Consider the following 15,057-nt stretch of genomic DNA (forward strand, 5'->3'; position numbering starts at 1 on the left):
ACTGAAATCAAACGCACACCGTTTGTTCTACCGCTCGATCGTACGGCTCCAGCGGGCGTTCCATTCCGGGCGGATCTGGTTGACCTGGTCCCAATCGATGGTCACCGCGGTTTCCAGGTACTTGTTCATCGCTTCCACCTGGACGCGGGTCTTGTCGGTGGTCGGGGTTTTCGGATTGGACGGGATCTGGTCACCCATCTCCAGCGCCGGCGCCTGGGCTTCCGGGGTCAGCAGGAAGGCCGCAAGCTTCTGCGCCAGTTCCGGCTGGTCGTTGTTGGCGATGGTGCATTCGGCCACGTTCAAGACCACACCGCCTTCCTTGGGTGGCGCGTATTCCACCGGCACGCCCTTGAGCTTGAGCGCGGTCACCTGGGTCGGCGTCAGCGGGAACAGCGCCGCTTCGCCGGTCTGCACCATTTCCGAGATCTTCGCCGAACTGGCGATGTACTCAAGCACGTTTGGCCCCACTGTCTTCGGCCATGCCTTGAAACCCGGCTCGACGTTGGTTTCATTGCCGCCCTGCAACCGGTTGAACATCAGAAAACCGTGCAGCCCGAAGGTAGAAGAGGCCAGCGACTGGAACACCAGCTTCTCCTTGTACTTAGGGTCCGCCATGTCGGCCCAGGACGTCGGCGCGCTCCAGCCGTTGTCCTTGAACATCTTGGTGTTGTAGGCAAGCCCGGTGACGCCAAGGCTCACGGCCACCGCTTCTTCCTTGATCTTGCCCTTGGCCGGAATGTCCGCCAGGCTCGCGCTCGGATTCAGCTTGCCGCACAGGCCCATGGAAATGGCGCGGTACATGATGCCGTCGTCGAGAAACATCACGTGCATCTGCGGGTTGTCCTTGCTGGCCTGAACCTTGGCGAGGATGTCCGAGGAGGTGCCCGGCACGATCACCACCTTGACGTTGTTGGCTTTCTCGAACGCTGGCAGCACGTTGTCGGCGTACAAGCGCTCCATGGTGCCGCCGTTCATGCCCAGGTACAGCGTCGGTTCGGCCTGTACGGGCATCGAAGCAACAAACACGGCAAGCGGCAGGCAAGACAAGCCAGTCAGGGCAACACGTTTCATATGAGTCATGGGTTCGACCTTCCTCTGAGCAATGGAATGACGTTATCGGTGCCGGACGGCACGACGATGGCGGGCGATGAAGTGTGCGGTTGCGATTGAAAGCGGGTGATCGAGAACGGACCCAGGTCGATGTTCGGCGCCCCGGCACAGACCATCTGTGCCAGCGCCTCGCCCGCCGCCGGGCCAATCTGAAAGCCCGAGCCGGCAAAGCCGAAGCCGTGCAGCAAACCGGGTTGCGTCGAACTGCTCCCCAGGACGGGCTCGCGGTCGGGCAGATAACCTTCGGTGCCGCTCCAGGTGCGAATGGCCTGGGCACCGGCCAGCGGCGGGTACAGTTCAACGGCGTTGCGCAGGATCTCCAGAATCGCCGCCTGACCGGGGCGCGCGGTGGCCGGGTCCAGCGGGAAACCCTGACCGCCGCCCAGCACGCAATTGCCCCGCGCCACCTGACGGGCATAGATTCCGCCGCCCTCGACGCCGGTGCTGACGTCCATGAACATCGGCAGCGGTTCGGTCACCAGCATCGCCGGGTGACCCGCGCGCATCGGCACCGGTTCACCGAACTGCTGGGCGAGTTGAGCCGCCCAGGCACCGGCGCAATTGAGCAGCCAGGGCGCGCGGAAAATCTGCTCATCGGCGGTTCGCACCACAAACGCCTGGCCGTCATGGCTGACCGCACTGACGTGGGCCTGCTCGAACGTCATGGCTCCGGCCCGGCGTGCAGCAGAGGCGAACGCCGGGGAGACGAGGCGTGGGTTGGCATGGCCGTCCTCGGCGCACAGCGAAGCGCCCACCGCCACGTCGCCAGCCCAGGGGAAACGGGCGCGCAACTGGGTGTGATCGAGCAACTGCAGCTCCATTCCGAACCCGCGCGAGGCCTCCTCATAGGCGACCAGCGCGGCCATGTCCTTGTCGCTGCGGGCCAGTTTGAGATGCCCGGAGCGCACGTATTCGCCGTCGGTGCCGATGAACGCGCGCAGGTCACCCCAGATTTCATGGGCGCGGCGGGACAGCGGCAGTTGCGACAATGGCCGGCCCTGACGGCGCACGCCGCCATAGTTCACACCGCTTGAGTGGGAACCAAAAAAATCCCGCTCCAGCAACGCCACCCGTTTGCCGCTCAGGGCGAGAAACAGCGCCGCCGAGGCGCCGACGATCCCGCCGCCAATGATCACCGCATCCACTTCGACGGACTGGCTCATTGTTCTGCCTCCACGCCAAACGGCAGCGGCTTGATCGGCGCCTGCCCGCGCAGACGACCGACGCTGGCGATGTCCCGTCCCGAAGCGTGAGCGACGATTTCCGTCGCAGCCAGCCCACACATGCGCCCCTGACAGCGGCCCATGCCGACCCGGCACATGGCCTTGACCCGGTTGATCTCCCAGTGACCCTCGGCCACGGTCTGACGGATGTCGCCGGCGCTGACTTCTTCGCAGCGGCACACCATCAGGCTGTCCGGCGCCTTGGCCGCCCAGTCTTCAGGAAACGGGAACGCGGTTTCCAGTCCTTGGCGAAAGCACTGGATGGTCTCCAGTTGGCGCTGCAATTCGACGCTGCGGGCGCGGTCGATGCGGTAGCCGATGTCGCCCAACAAGGTCAGCGCCGCCAGCTCGCCGGCCATCTCTGCGGCGTCTGCGCCCATGATGCCGGCGCCGTCACCGGCCAGGTAAACCCCCTCGACACTGCTGCGGCCGCCAGCGTCGCGGGTTGGCAGCCAGGCGCGGTTCAGCGCGCTCCAGGCGAATTCGCAGCCGAGCAGATCGGCCAATTGGGTCTCGCTGCGCAGGGCGTGGGCGAAGGCGACGGCGTCACAGGCGAGGTTTTTGCGCTGATTGCCCTGATGCCAGCTGACCCCGCTGACCCGTCGCTCGCCCTGAATGTCATGCAGATGAACGCCCTGATGCACCGGGATGCCGTGGGCCGTCAGCCAGGCGCGGTAATAAAGCCCTTTCGCCAGCGTCGACGGTTGCCCGAGCAGCGCGGGCAGGGCGCGGGTCTGGGCGGAAAACGGCGAGCTGTCGAGCACCGCCGCCACCGTCGCGCCGGCTTTGGCGTACTGGTACGCCACCAGATACAACAGCGGCCCGCTGCCGGCGAAGACCACGCGCTGACCGATGGCGCAGCCCTGAAACTTCAGCGCGATCTGTGCCGCGCCGAGGCTGTACACGCCCGGCAACGTCCAGCCCGGCACCGGCAAGATCCGGTCGGTGGCGCCGGTGGCAACGACCAGGTGCTTGAACGGCACCTGCGCGGCTCGGCCGTCGTGCAGGGTGTCGAGGGTGCGTGCTTCGGCGTTCCACACCAGCGTCTCGGGGCGGTAGTCGATCTCGCGCTGCAACTGATCGAGGGTGGCATGAACCGACTCGGCTTTGCCCGCTTCGAAACCGTAAAGTGCCTTGGCCGACCGCTTGAAGTTCTCCGGCTGGCGACGATAGACCTGACCGCCGCCGCGCAGGCTTTCATCCAGCAGACAAGGGCGCAGGCCATGGGCGAGCAGCGTCTGCGCCGCGCGAATTCCCGCCGGGCCGGCGCCGACGATAACGGTGTTGATGGCTTGAAGGGTCGGCGTACTCATAAGCTGCGCCCCGGCTCGCGACTCACGCACACATCGGCTTCCAGCAGCGTGGAGCAGGCCCGCACCCGTCGGCCGTCGCCCAGTTTCACCCAGCAGTCCTGGCACGCGCCCATCAGGCAGAAACCGGCGCGGGGTTCGCCGCTGAAATCGCTGCCGCGCAACGAGTCCCCTGCCGTCAACACCGCGGTGAGCAAGGTATCGCCCTGCAGACCGCTGGCCGGCTGGCCGTCGAGGGTGAAGGGCAGCACGGCGCGGTCGTGTTCGGCCAGTCGTCTCAGCAAGGCCATGGCGTGCGCTCCATCGGGCAAAGTTGGGTAAACCGAACAGTCATCAATGCCTCCCCACCAATACACGATCCAGCCCGTACACCCGGTCGAGAATGATCATGGTCGCCGCCGTCAGCGCAATGACCAGCGCGGAAACCGCCGCCATCATCGGGTCGATGGATTCGGTGGCGTATACGTACATCCTCACCGGCAGGGTCTGGGTCGACGGCGAGGTAACGAAAATCGACAGCGTGACCTCGTCGAAGCTGTTGATGAACGCCAGCAACCAGCCACCGGCCACGCCGGGCAGGATCATCGGCAGGGTGATCAGACGAAACAGCGTGAAGCGGCTGGCACCGAGGGACTCGGCCGCTTGCTCGGCGCTGCGGTCCATGCCGATGGAGGCGGCGATCACCAGGCGCAGCACGTACGGCGTGATCACCACCACGTGGGCGAACATCAGCCAGACGAAACTGCCGTTCACCCCCATCAGCGCGAACAGGCGCAACATCGCCACGCCCAGCACCAGGTGGGGAATGATGATCGGCGAGAGGAACAGGCCGTTGAGAAAGTCGCGGCCGGGAAAACGGTAGCGGGTAATTGCCAACGCCGCCGGCACCGCAATCAACGTCGCCAGGGTGGCCGCGACCACCGCCAGAATCAGGCTGTTGTAGAAGGACTGAATGAAGTCGGCCCGCTCGAACACTGCCCTGAACCAGCGCAGGGAAAACCCGTGCCACGGCAGGCTTAGGGTGTTTTCCGGGGTGAACGCCACCAGGCAAACCACCACCAGCGGCGCCAGCATGAACACCACCACCAGGGCATGAAACGACAGGGCCAGAGGACCGTTCTTGGACATCGCTCATTCCCCCAGGGATTTTTTATAGCGGCCTTCGACCAGCCGGTTCCACGACAGCATGACCAACAGGTTGATCAGCAGCAGCGCCACGGCAATCGCCGCGCCCATGGGCCAGTTGAGTTCCGAGAGGTATTGGTCGTAGACGACAGTGGCAACCATCTTCAGGCGCCTCCCGCCGAGCAATCCGGGGATGGCAAACGAACTGGCGGACAGGCCGAAGACGATCAACGTCCCCGACAGCACGCCGGGCATCACCTGGGGAAGCACCACCATGCGCATCACTTGCGCCTGGGTCGCGCCGAGGGACAGCGCCGCCTGGTCGGCGGAGGCGTCGAGTTTCTGCAGCGAGGTCCACACCGGGATGATCATGAACGGCAGCATCACGTGGACCAGCGCCAGAATCACCGCGAATGGCGTGTAAAGCATTTTGATCGGACGCCCGCCGAGGGCCTGGATCGCCTGATTGATCAGACCGTCGGCTCCCAGCAACAGGCTCCAGCCGAACGCCCGCACCACCACCGAAATCAGCAGCGGCGTGAGGATCAGGATCAGGAAAATCGAGCGCCACGGCGTACCCATACGGCTGAGGATGTAGGCCTCGGGCACGCCGATCACCACGCACAGCAGGGTCACCAGCGCGCTGATCCAGAAAGTACGCAGGAAGATCTCGTAGAAGTACGAATCGGTGAGCAGATTGGCGTACTGCGCCAGGGTCCATTCGCCGCCCTTGACCCCGATTTCGTAGTCGAACACGTTGAACGACAGCACCAGCGTCAAGGCCAATGGCAGCACCAGCAGGCCGAAGAACAGCGCCAGGGCCGGGGCCGATAGCAGGTAGCCGCGTCCGGTGTCGCGCAGCACACTCATGCCGGCACCTCGTCGACGCTCAACACGCGTAGCAGATCCGACGGCCAGTCCAGCCCCACCGCGAAGCCTTCGTTCATCGGTGCGTCGCCGTCGTTGCGGCGTACCACGGTGATTTCGCCGATGGGCGTCTCGATGCGGTACAGCCACTGGCTGCCGAGGAAGTAGCGCATGACCACGCGCCCTTGCAATCGGCCAGTCCCCGCAGGCACCAGGTCGATTTTTTCGGGGCGCAGGCTCAGTACCAGTTCGCCGTCGCCGGGCTGATGACGCACCTGGGCTGCGCCGCTGGCATCGCGATCGCCGCGCAGCAGATTGGCCTTGCCGACGAAGCCGGAGATGAAACGCGTACGGGGGTGTTCGTAGAGGTGGTAGGGCTCGTCGATCTGGGTGATACGCCCGGCCTGCATGACCACGACGCGGTCGCTGATGGACAGCGCTTCGGCCTGGTCGTGGGTGACCATCAGGGTGGTGATGCCGACTTCGCGCTGGATGCGGCGGATTTCGAACTGCATCTCTTCACGCAGATTCGCATCGAGGTTGGACAGCGGCTCGTCCAGCAGTAATACCGGCGGCTCGATTACCAGCGCCCGGGCCAGGGCCACGCGCTGACGCTGGCCGCCGGACAGCTCGCGGGGGTAACGCTCGGCATGGGGCGTGAGGCGCACCAGCTCCAGCACCCGGGAGACGCGGCGCTCGATGTCGGCGGCGGATACTTTGCGCATCTTCAGGCCGAAAGCCACGTTGTCGCGCACGGTCATGTGCGGGAACAGCGCGTAGGACTGAAACACCACGCCGAGGCCGCGACTGGCCGGTTTGGCGTGGGTGATGTCGCGGCCGTCGAGCAGGATGCGGCCGGCGCTGACATCAACGAAGCCGGCGATCATTTGCAGGGTGGTGGTTTTGCCGCAGCCGGAGGGGCCGAGCAGCGAGACGAATTCGCCTTGCTCCACGGAAAGGTCAGTGGCCACGACGGCATCGATGGGGCCGTAGCGTTTGCAGAGTGCCTGGAGTTGAAGAAAAGCCATGGCTGCGTTCCACCTTTTTTTGTGCACACCGAAGGCATGCGTTTTTTATGGGCAGATGCGAAGAGAAGTGCTGCGTGTGGCTGTGGACGCTGGCGCTCGATCAATGTCGGCTGCCGCTGTTATTCAAATCGCCCTGTGGACCGATCCTAGGCCCAAGACTAGGATGGGCTCAACGATCAATTTCACTGAGTGAGTAGTTTTTTCAGATTCATTCATTCAGCGAAAAGAAATGAGGACTGATGCGAAATGGATTCCACTGAGCGGAACGGTGTCGAGAAAGAAACAGGCGTTGGCGCGGTCTCGCGGCTGTTTGCCGTGTTGCGTGCCCTGGGCAATTGTCCGGACGGCGGCGAGCGGGTCACGCAACTGGCGCAGCAGATCGGGCTGTCGCAACCGACCACCCACCGCTTGCTGCGCAGCCTGATGGACGAAGGCATGGTCGAGCAGGACCTGCGCAGCAAGCGTTACCGCCTGAGCCTGGAATTTTTCGCTCTCGCGGCGCGCGCCGGGCAGTCCGGCAACCTGCGTGATGTGGTGCGGCCGAGCTTGCTGCGCCTGTCGGCCTCGTTGGGTGACTCGTTGTTTCTGCTCGCCCGCAGTGGTTTCGACGCGGTGTGCCTGGACCGCAGCGAAGGGCCGTACCCGATCCGCACCTTCACCGGCGATATCGGCGGCCGCGTGGCGCTGGGCGTGGGGCAGGGCAGTCTGGCCATCCTGGCGTTTCTGCCGGAGGAAGAACGCGAGACCGTGATCCGCTACAACCTGCCGCGCCTGCGGGATTTCCACCTGTACGACGAAGTCATGCTGCGCTCGGAAATCGATACGGTGCGACGGACCGGCTACGCCGCGCGCAATACCGGCGTGCTGGAAGGCATGGCGGGGCTGGCGGTGCCGATTCTCGATCGGGATGGCCGGGCGGTGGCGGCGTTGAGCGTGGCGACCATCAGCGACCGCCTCAGTGCAGACCGCATGCCCACGGTGGTGGACATGCTCAAGCGCGAGGCAACGGCGATCAGCCAGAAGATCAACCCCTTCGATCCGGTGCTGCGCCGACCCTCACAGGTGTTCGGCCAGCGGGAATGATTGCCGCCGCCTGCACATTCATCTGAATGACGTTCAGCACGGTTTGACAACCGTTTGATTGGGCTGCAGGCCTTGTGGTTGGGGCTTCTCAGCCGTTCGTCGGATCTGCCGGGCCGGCCTTCAAGAACCCCTGCGCGGGGTCGAATCACTCTGTACAGGCGCCTCGTTTTCGGACCGCTCCGACGCGATGGCACAGGGATGTGGCAAGCCGCAAAAAAACTCCGGGTGATCCTCGGAGCAGGTTGTCCTCCCTTTTGAGATCCCCGTATGTCGAAATCCCTGAGATTGCAGATCCTCGCGCTGCTCAGCGGCAGCCTCGTGCTGGTCGTGCTGATTGCCCTCGCGTGTTTCCAGTTCCTTTCCAGCAACGTACACGCCTATCGCGGTCTGCTTGAAGGGCCCTTGCACGCTTCGCAACTGGTCGATCAGGCCAACCTGCAATTCAAGGTTCAGGTGCAGGAGTGGAAGAACGTGCTGTTGCGCGGCAAGCAGCCGGCCGATCGGGACAAGTTCTGGGCGCAGTTTGAAGATCAGGAGCGTCAGGTGCAGGACACCCTCGGCAGCCTGAGTGCAATGGACGGACTGGACCCGACCACCAAAACCCAGGTCGATGCGCTGCGCAACGAGCACCGCACCCTTGGCGTGGCGTACCGCAAGGGGCGTGACGCCTACATCGCCTCCGGCGGTGATCCGGTGGCCGGGGACATGGCCGTGAAAGGCGTTGACCGTGCCGCCAGCGAGCAGATGACCGGTCTGGTGGTTGGCCTGCGCAAACAGAGTGACGAGCAATCGAAAATCCTCAGCAGCACGGCTGACCGGACCATTCTCATCGGCACGCTGGTCATGCTCGCGTCGGCGTTACTGGTGGGCGTGCTGACGCTGTGGATGGTCAACCGCAACATCGTTGGCCCGATCCGCATGTTGATCGAATACGTCGCGCAACTGAGTCAGGGCAAGTTCAGCGACCGCGTCAGCATCACCCGCCAGGATGAGTTGGGGCGTCTGGCCGTGGCCGCAAACACACTGCGGGATTTCCTCGCCGACACCTTTACGCGCCTCAAGCGCAGCACCACCGATCTGGACAGTGCCGGCAGCGAGCTGAAGGCGATTGCCGCGCTGATGGCCCAGGGCACTCACGAGCAGTTCGAGCGCACCGATCAGGTGGCGACGGCAATGACCGAAATGTCCGCCACCGCCCAGGAAGTCGCCCGCCATGCGGCTCAGGCAGCCCAGGCCGCTGACGAAGCGGATCGCAGCTCTCAGGAAGGCAGCAAGGTGATGGACGCGACGATTACGGCGATCACCCTGATGCGCACCGAAATCAGCAACACCGCCAGCGTCATTCGTCGTCTGGAAACCGACAGCGGGCGGATCGGCAAGGTGCTGGAAGTGATTCGCGGCATTGCCGAGCAGACCAACCTGCTGGCGCTGAACGCGGCGATCGAAGCGGCCCGTGCCGGCGATGCCGGACGCGGCTTTGCGGTGGTTGCCGACGAAGTGCGCACGCTGGCCCAGCGCACCGCGGCCTCGACGGCGGAAATCAACCAGATTATCAGCTCGGTGCAGACCGGCGCCGTGGATGCGGCCCAGGCCATCGAAAGCGGTCAGGCACGCAGCCAGGAAAGCGTTGATCAGGTTGCGCTGGCAGGCTCCTCGCTGGAACGCATTACCAGCGCCGTAGAAGCCATCCGCGACATGAACCGCCAGATTGCTACCGCTGCCGAAGAGCAGACGTCAGTGGCCGAAGACATCTCCCGCAACCTGACCGAAATCACCGCCATCGCCACCACCAACCAGGACAACGTCCAGCGCACCCAGACCGCGAGCCAGGATCTGCATGTGTTGTCGGTGGGGTTGAATGATGTGATTTCGCGGTTGAGTGCGTAAAACCCGGGTGCGCATACGGGCCCATTCCCGGCTGAAGCCGGTCCCACTGATGCACTGCGATCACCTGGTGGGACCGGCTTTAGCCGGGAAGGCGTCGGATGTCATACCGCAGAAGATGATCGTTCCCACGCTCCGCGTGGGCATGCAGCCCTAGACGCTCCGCGTCGCTTTGTTTGAGGGCGGATGCAGGACGCGGAGCGTCCGGTTTGGCATTCCCACGCGGAGCGTGGGAACGATCGGCACTCCCGGCTGGAGCCAGTCCCCACTCAACCACCGCGCCGTGCGGTCAGCCTTGGCGAAACACCAACGCCTTCAACCCACCCCCTTCCACGGCATCGGCAAATTCGGGCGGGTTTTCCAGGCGCTGTTCAAAGCGCAACCCCGGCGCTTCGCGGGTCACGCCTTCGATGAGGAAGTCCGCGCCCAGCAGCGGGTCGTTCATGCACGCCAGCACCGTGCCGTCTGGGGTCAACAGCTCCGGCAACTTGCGCAGCACGCGCTGATAATCCTTGGTCAGCAAAAAACTGCCTTTCTGAAACGACGGCGGGTCGATGATCACCAGGTCATACGGCCCGGTGCTTTTCACCTTGCCCCAGGACTTGAACAGCTCATGGCCGAGAAAAGTGACCTTGCTCAGGTCATGGCCATTCAAGCGATGGTTGTCACGACCGCGACTGAGCGCCGCCCGGGACATGTCCAGATTGACCACAAAATCCGCGCCACCTTTGATCGCTGCCACCGAAAACCCGCAGGTGTAGGCGAACAGATTCAGCACCCGTTTGCCCGCCGTATTGGCCCGTACCCAGTCGCGGCCGTAGCGCATGTCGAGGAACAGCCCGGTGTTCTGTTTTTTGCCGAAATCCACGAGATAGCGCAGGCCGCCCTCGGTCAGCGTCCATTCCTCCAGCACCTCGCCCAGCAGCGCCTCGGTGTGGCTGTCCGGCAGATAGCGGTGCTGCAATAACAGCGTATGGGCGCGGGATTGCTGCCATGCCGGTGACTCGATCAGCCTGAACAATCGCTGCTTCAGTGCTTCCAGCTCATCGGCGGCCGGCTCTTTGAACAACGACACCAGCACCACGCCTTGCATCCAGTCGACGGTCAGTTGTTCGAGCCCCGGCCACCGTCGACCACGACCGTGAAACAGCCGGCGGGTCTCGGCGGGCGGATCGGCGAGAGCGGTCTGAAGGTGGGTGTCGAGCAGGTCGAGGGCGTCGGCATTCATCGGTGGGCGGCAGGTCGGCAGTGGGAAGGGGCGGCATTCTAGACCAATCGCGGCGCCAACGTTCGTCCAGCCTGGATGTGCCGCGCAGCCCCTGGGCAAAGGCCACATACCGGATTGGACAGGCCGCTTGTTTCACGGGCAAGCTCTGCGTGCCCCAGACTCTGATCCGGAAAAGGAAGTGCCATGGCCGACGAACTGATCCTGCGTGACGCCCGCGAGTCCGATATGCCCGCCGTGCAGGCGATCTACGCCCATCACGTGATTCACGGCACCGCCAGCTTCGAGCTGGAACCGCCGACCGTTGAGCAAATGCTGCAGCGTCGCGCCGACATCTGCGCTAACGGCTTGCCCTACCTCGTCGCCGAGCGCGGCGGTGAAGTGCTCGGCTACGGTTATGCGACCCTCTACCGGCCGCGCCCGGCCTATCGCTTCACGGTGGAGGATTCGGTTTACGTGCGCGAGGGCATGGCCGGCTTCGGCATCGGCCACGCGTTGCTGGAGGCGGTCATCCAGCACTGCACCGAGGGCGGCCGCCGGCAGATGGTAGCGATCATCGGCAACAGTGAGAACATTGCATCGATCCGGCTCCATGCGCGGCTGGGCTTTCGCCAGGTCGGCATCTTCGAGTCCGTCGGCTTCAAACACGGCCGCTGGCTGGACACGGTGATCATGCAGCGCGAACTGGGCGAGGGTGCTGGCACGACCCCCGACCGTTAGCCCTGCCGATCAGGTGGCCGGCGCGCCCTCGGGTTGATGATGGGCTACGGTTTCGCCGGTTTCCGGCACCGCCAGCCACAGCAGCACAAAGGCCACTGCAGCAATCGCCGCCAACGTCAGAAACGCCGCGCTGTAGCCCGCCTCGCGGACGACCAGCCCGGCCAGGCCATTGCTCAGCGCCGCGCCCAGGCCGAACACCGTCGAGATGGCCCCCAGGCTTATATTGAAGCGCCCGGTGCCGCGCGTCAGGTCCTTGACCACCAGTGGCAGCAGCGCGCCAAACGCACCGGCGCCAATACCGTCCAGCAATTGCACACCGACCAGCCAGTAAGGGTTGTCGGACATGACATACAACACGCCCCGCAGCGGCAGAAAAATGAAACCCGCCAGCAACAAGGGCTTGCGCCCCCAGACGTCGGCTTTGGCGCCCACCAGCCAGGCCACCGGCACCATCACCAACTGCGCGGCGACGATGCAGGCGGAGGTCAGCGGCGTGGCGAGGTTGACGTCGATCTGCGACAGCTTCTGACTCACCAGCGGCAGCATCGCCGCGTTGGCCAGGTGGAACAGCCCGCAGCAGATGGCGAACACCAGCAACGGTCGGTTGTGCAGCAACACCGCCCAGCCACTGGGCTGGTCATCGCCATGATCATGGTCGGGGTCGAAGCCGCGCGCGACATCGTGGTCAATCGCCGAAGCGTCGACAAATGCGACCGCGACGATGCTCGCCAGCGCCATGAACGCCATCAGGTAAAACACTGCAATAGGTCCGAACATCCAGGAAAAGATGCCGGCCAGCAGGGCTGCGCAGGCGTTGCCGGCGTGATTCCAGGTTTCGTTGCGTCCGGTCCGGCGGGTAAACGCCTTGGGCCCGGTGATGCCCAGGGAGATGGCGGCGATGGCCGGGGCGAACACCGAGCCTGCGATGGCGCTGATGCTCTGGGTGATCGCCACCCAGGTGAACGAGTGGATGAACGGCAGCACCAGGCAACCGGCAGTGACCAGCAACGCTGCAACTATCACCACCAATCGCTTGCTGCGGGTGCGGTCAATCAGCGCACCCGCAGGCGTTTGCGTGATCAGCGCGGCGATGCCGGCGAGGGTCATGACCAGTCCGATACTCGCTGGATCCCACTTATGAACGGCCAGTAAATAGATCGCGAGATAGGGCCCAAGGCCGTCACGCACATCCGCCAGAAAGAAGTTAAGACCGTCAAGAGAACGGTTGTTGCGCTGATCGGATGGTTTACTCAAGGTTGGCCTCACTCTGGCGATGCGCAAGCGAAACGGCTGCGGCATTGCTAAATGACCCGGCGCCGTTGTTTTGGTTCTCCACGCGGATTCTGCAAACGGCTTGCGCACATTATTGCGACCGGGGTAAGGGACTTTCTTGTCGCGGCGTTTGAATCAAGGGCGGCGCAGGCATAAGCTTCGCGCCATCGATATTGCCGGACCTGCCGGGCCCGGCGATCTTCCGGATATTCTTGACTCAGGAACCGCCATGTCCAGTTTGTTTCCCGCTGCCCGTCCACGCCGTCTGCGCAGCAACGAACACTTCCGCTCGCTGTTTCAGGAGAGCGAATTCACCCTGAACGATCTGGTGCTGCCGATCTTCGTCGAAGAAGAAATCGACGACTTCGTGCCGATCAACAGCATGCCCGGTGTGCAGCGCATTCCCGAGTCGAAGCTGGCCCAAGAAGTCGAGCGTTACGCCCGTGCCGGCATCAAGTCGGTAATGACCTTCGGCGTTTCCCACCACCTGGATGCCACCGGCAGCGACACCTGGCAGGAAAACGGCCTGGTCTCGCGGATCTCGCGGACCATCAAGTCCGCCGTGCCGGAAATGATCGTGATGTCCGACACCTGCTTTTGCGAATACACCGACCACGGCCATTGCGGCGTGATGCACGGTGGCCATGTCGACAATGACGCGACTATCGAGAACCTCGGCAAGCAGGCCGTCATGGCAGCCCGTGCCGGCGCTGACGTGATTGCCCCGTCGGCGGCGATGGACGGCCAGGTGAAAGCGATTCGCGCCGCCCTCGACGCCGCCGGTTTCACCCAGACGCCGATTATGGCGTACTCAACCAAGTTCGCCTCGGCGCTGTACGGCCCGTTCCGCGAAGCCGGCGGCTCGGCACTCAAGGGCGACCGCAAAACCTACCAGATGAACCCGATGAACCGCCGTGAAGCCCTGCGCGAGTCGCTGCTGGACGAGGCCGAAGGCGCCGATGCGCTGATGGTCAAACCGGCCGGTGCTTACCTGGACATCATCCGCGACATCCGCGAAGCCTCGAACCTGCCGCTGGCGGCGTACCAGGTCAGCGGCGAGTACGCGATGATCAAGTTCGGCGCCCAGGCCGGTGCCATCGACGAACACCGCGTCGTGCGCGAAACCCTCGGCGCGATCAAGCGCGCGGGTGCGGATCTGATCTTCACTTACTTTGCGATGGACCTGGCGCTGAGCGGGATCTGATTTCCATGCGCAGAAGATGACGCTGGGGGCCGCGTGCTCCCGGCGTCACGCTGCCGATCTGTCCGGTGCCTCAGGCTGCGCATGTGCCGCCTGCCAGGCATCCAGCCCGCCGATGAGCGCCTTGCCCCGGATCAGGCCGTGGGCGTGGAGCTTTTCCGCCAGCAATGCCGCCGACAGCTCATTCGGGCAGGCGCAATAAAAGACCATGTCGACATCCCCCAGGCGCTCGACCCACGGCGCAATCGGTTCCTCAAGACTGATCGACACCGCACCCGGAATGCCCTCAACGATGGCCGTGTGAAAACTCGGTCGCACGTCGATGACCACCGGCGCATCCTTGGTGTCGCGCAGGGCCAGCAGTTCGGCAACGGTGATGCGCGGCACTCGAGCCGTGCGCGCCTTGAGGCGACGCCGCCTGGCGTACTTCCAGCCGATGAACAGCCCCAGCACCGCCAGCACGCTGACGATGGCGACCGGTATATAGCCGCTCAACCAGTCGAGCGTGGGAATCAGCGCATCACTGAACAGCATGCCCAACAGCAGCGCCGAGCCCGCCCAGATAAACGAACCCGCCAGGGAGTAACGCACGAACACCCAGATCGGCGTGGCGTTCATGCCGGCCACGGTGGTGACCAGCGCACCCGAGCCGGGCAGGAACTTCGACAGCAGCATCGCCCTGGGCCCCACGCGTTCATAAACGGTGAGCCCCTGACGGATGCAGGTGTCTTGCGACAGGGAAATTTTGCAGATGGTCTTGAGCAGCACGCCGCCATAACGCTTGCCCGCCCAGTACCACAGCCCATCGGCGATCAGGCAGGCGACCATCGCCACCAGCACCCCGGCGCCCAGCAGCGGCTTGCTCTGCATGGCCAGCGCCCCGGTGACGATCAGCGTCGGGTACGCCGGCACTGGCAAGCCGATCTGTTCCAGCAGCACGTTGACGAACACCAGCAACAGCCCGTGGCTTTCATTCAGCTGCTGCAGTTCGTTCATGGCGGTGCCTGTT

Annotated in this window: 14 protein-coding genes; 4 read left to right on the forward strand and 10 right to left on the reverse strand. The window is 64.2% G+C overall.

What is annotated here, in order from left to right:
* Positions 1 to 27: 27 nt before the first annotated feature.
* Genes BMY98_RS09080 through BMY98_RS09110 form a run of 7 tightly spaced genes read right to left on the reverse strand, consistent with a single transcriptional unit; the run spans position 28 to position 6,663 of the window.
* Positions 28 to 1,080, reverse strand: coding sequence for an ABC transporter substrate-binding protein (locus BMY98_RS09080; protein WP_074887650.1), 1,053 nt, complete (start codon positions 1,078 to 1,080; stop codon positions 28 to 30).
* Positions 1,077 to 2,273, reverse strand: a complete 1,197-nt coding sequence (locus tag BMY98_RS09085) for an NAD(P)/FAD-dependent oxidoreductase (RefSeq protein ID WP_074887653.1) — start codon at positions 2,271 to 2,273, stop codon at positions 1,077 to 1,079. Before BMY98_RS09085 ends, BMY98_RS09080 begins: the two co-directional genes overlap by 4 nt.
* Positions 2,270 to 3,646, reverse strand: a complete 1,377-nt coding sequence (locus BMY98_RS09090; protein WP_074887656.1) for an FAD/NAD(P)-dependent oxidoreductase — start codon at positions 3,644 to 3,646, stop codon at positions 2,270 to 2,272. The genes BMY98_RS09085 and BMY98_RS09090 overlap by 4 nt, the downstream gene beginning before the upstream one ends.
* Positions 3,643 to 3,933, reverse strand: coding sequence for a (2Fe-2S)-binding protein (locus BMY98_RS09095; protein ID WP_074887659.1), 291 nt, complete (start codon positions 3,931 to 3,933; stop codon positions 3,643 to 3,645). The genes BMY98_RS09090 and BMY98_RS09095 overlap by 4 nt, the downstream gene beginning before the upstream one ends.
* Positions 3,934 to 3,976: 43 nt before the next feature.
* Positions 3,977 to 4,771 carry an ABC transporter permease gene (locus BMY98_RS09100; RefSeq protein ID WP_037010374.1) on the reverse strand — a complete coding sequence of 265 codons (795 nt, stop codon included), beginning with the start codon at positions 4,769 to 4,771 and terminating at the stop codon, positions 3,977 to 3,979.
* A 3-nt stretch (positions 4,772 to 4,774) separates the two neighbouring features.
* Complete coding sequence (locus BMY98_RS09105) at positions 4,775 to 5,638, reverse strand: ABC transporter permease (protein WP_074887661.1); 864 nt, start codon at positions 5,636 to 5,638, stop codon at positions 4,775 to 4,777.
* Entirely contained in the window at positions 5,635 to 6,663 is a 1,029-nt protein-coding gene (locus tag BMY98_RS09110; protein WP_074887663.1) for an ABC transporter ATP-binding protein, read from the reverse strand. The genes BMY98_RS09105 and BMY98_RS09110 overlap by 4 nt, the downstream gene beginning before the upstream one ends.
* A 246-nt stretch (positions 6,664 to 6,909) precedes the next feature.
* Between BMY98_RS09110 and BMY98_RS09120 the strand changes: the two genes are divergently transcribed.
* Both BMY98_RS09120 and BMY98_RS09125 read left to right on the forward strand, forming a co-directional pair.
* A complete protein-coding gene (locus BMY98_RS09120) occupies positions 6,910 to 7,746 on the forward strand; it encodes an IclR family transcriptional regulator (protein WP_074887669.1) in 837 nt (278 codons plus the stop codon).
* Positions 7,747 to 8,013: 267 nt separating this feature from the next.
* Positions 8,014 to 9,633: a methyl-accepting chemotaxis protein gene (locus BMY98_RS09125; RefSeq protein WP_074887671.1), complete on the forward strand. Its 1,620-nt coding sequence runs from the start codon at positions 8,014 to 8,016 to the stop codon at positions 9,631 to 9,633.
* Positions 9,634 to 9,919: 286 nt separating this feature from the next.
* Here BMY98_RS09125 and BMY98_RS09130 read toward each other — a convergent pair whose 3' ends face one another.
* Positions 9,920 to 10,858: a class I SAM-dependent methyltransferase gene (locus BMY98_RS09130; RefSeq protein ID WP_074887674.1), complete on the reverse strand. Its 939-nt coding sequence runs from the start codon at positions 10,856 to 10,858 to the stop codon at positions 9,920 to 9,922.
* A gap of 183 nt (positions 10,859 to 11,041) precedes the next feature.
* Here BMY98_RS09130 and BMY98_RS09135 point away from each other — a divergent pair, with 183 nt between their 5' ends.
* Positions 11,042 to 11,575 (forward strand): GNAT family N-acetyltransferase, encoded by a 534-nt coding sequence (locus BMY98_RS09135; RefSeq protein WP_074887677.1) that lies wholly within the window; start codon positions 11,042 to 11,044, stop codon positions 11,573 to 11,575.
* A 9-nt stretch (positions 11,576 to 11,584) separates the two neighbouring features.
* On the opposite strand, the gene BMY98_RS09140 is transcribed toward BMY98_RS09135, so the two are convergent.
* Positions 11,585 to 12,829 (reverse strand): MFS transporter, encoded by a 1,245-nt coding sequence (locus BMY98_RS09140; protein WP_074887924.1) that lies wholly within the window; start codon positions 12,827 to 12,829, stop codon positions 11,585 to 11,587.
* 247 nt (positions 12,830 to 13,076) lie between these two features.
* On the opposite strand from BMY98_RS09140, the gene hemB reads away from it, so the two are divergent.
* Positions 13,077 to 14,051: a porphobilinogen synthase gene (hemB, locus tag BMY98_RS09145; protein ID WP_074887680.1), complete on the forward strand. Its 975-nt coding sequence runs from the start codon at positions 13,077 to 13,079 to the stop codon at positions 14,049 to 14,051.
* A gap of 45 nt (positions 14,052 to 14,096) precedes the next feature.
* On the opposite strand, the gene BMY98_RS09150 is transcribed toward hemB, so the two are convergent.
* A complete protein-coding gene (locus tag BMY98_RS09150; RefSeq protein ID WP_074887683.1) occupies positions 14,097 to 15,044 on the reverse strand; it encodes a VTT domain-containing protein in 948 nt (315 codons plus the stop codon).
* Between the last annotated feature and the right edge of the window lie 13 nt (positions 15,045 to 15,057).

It is taken from the genome of Pseudomonas graminis, assembly GCF_900111735.1.
GTDB classification, from domain to species: domain Bacteria; phylum Pseudomonadota; class Gammaproteobacteria; order Pseudomonadales; family Pseudomonadaceae; genus Aquipseudomonas; species Aquipseudomonas graminis.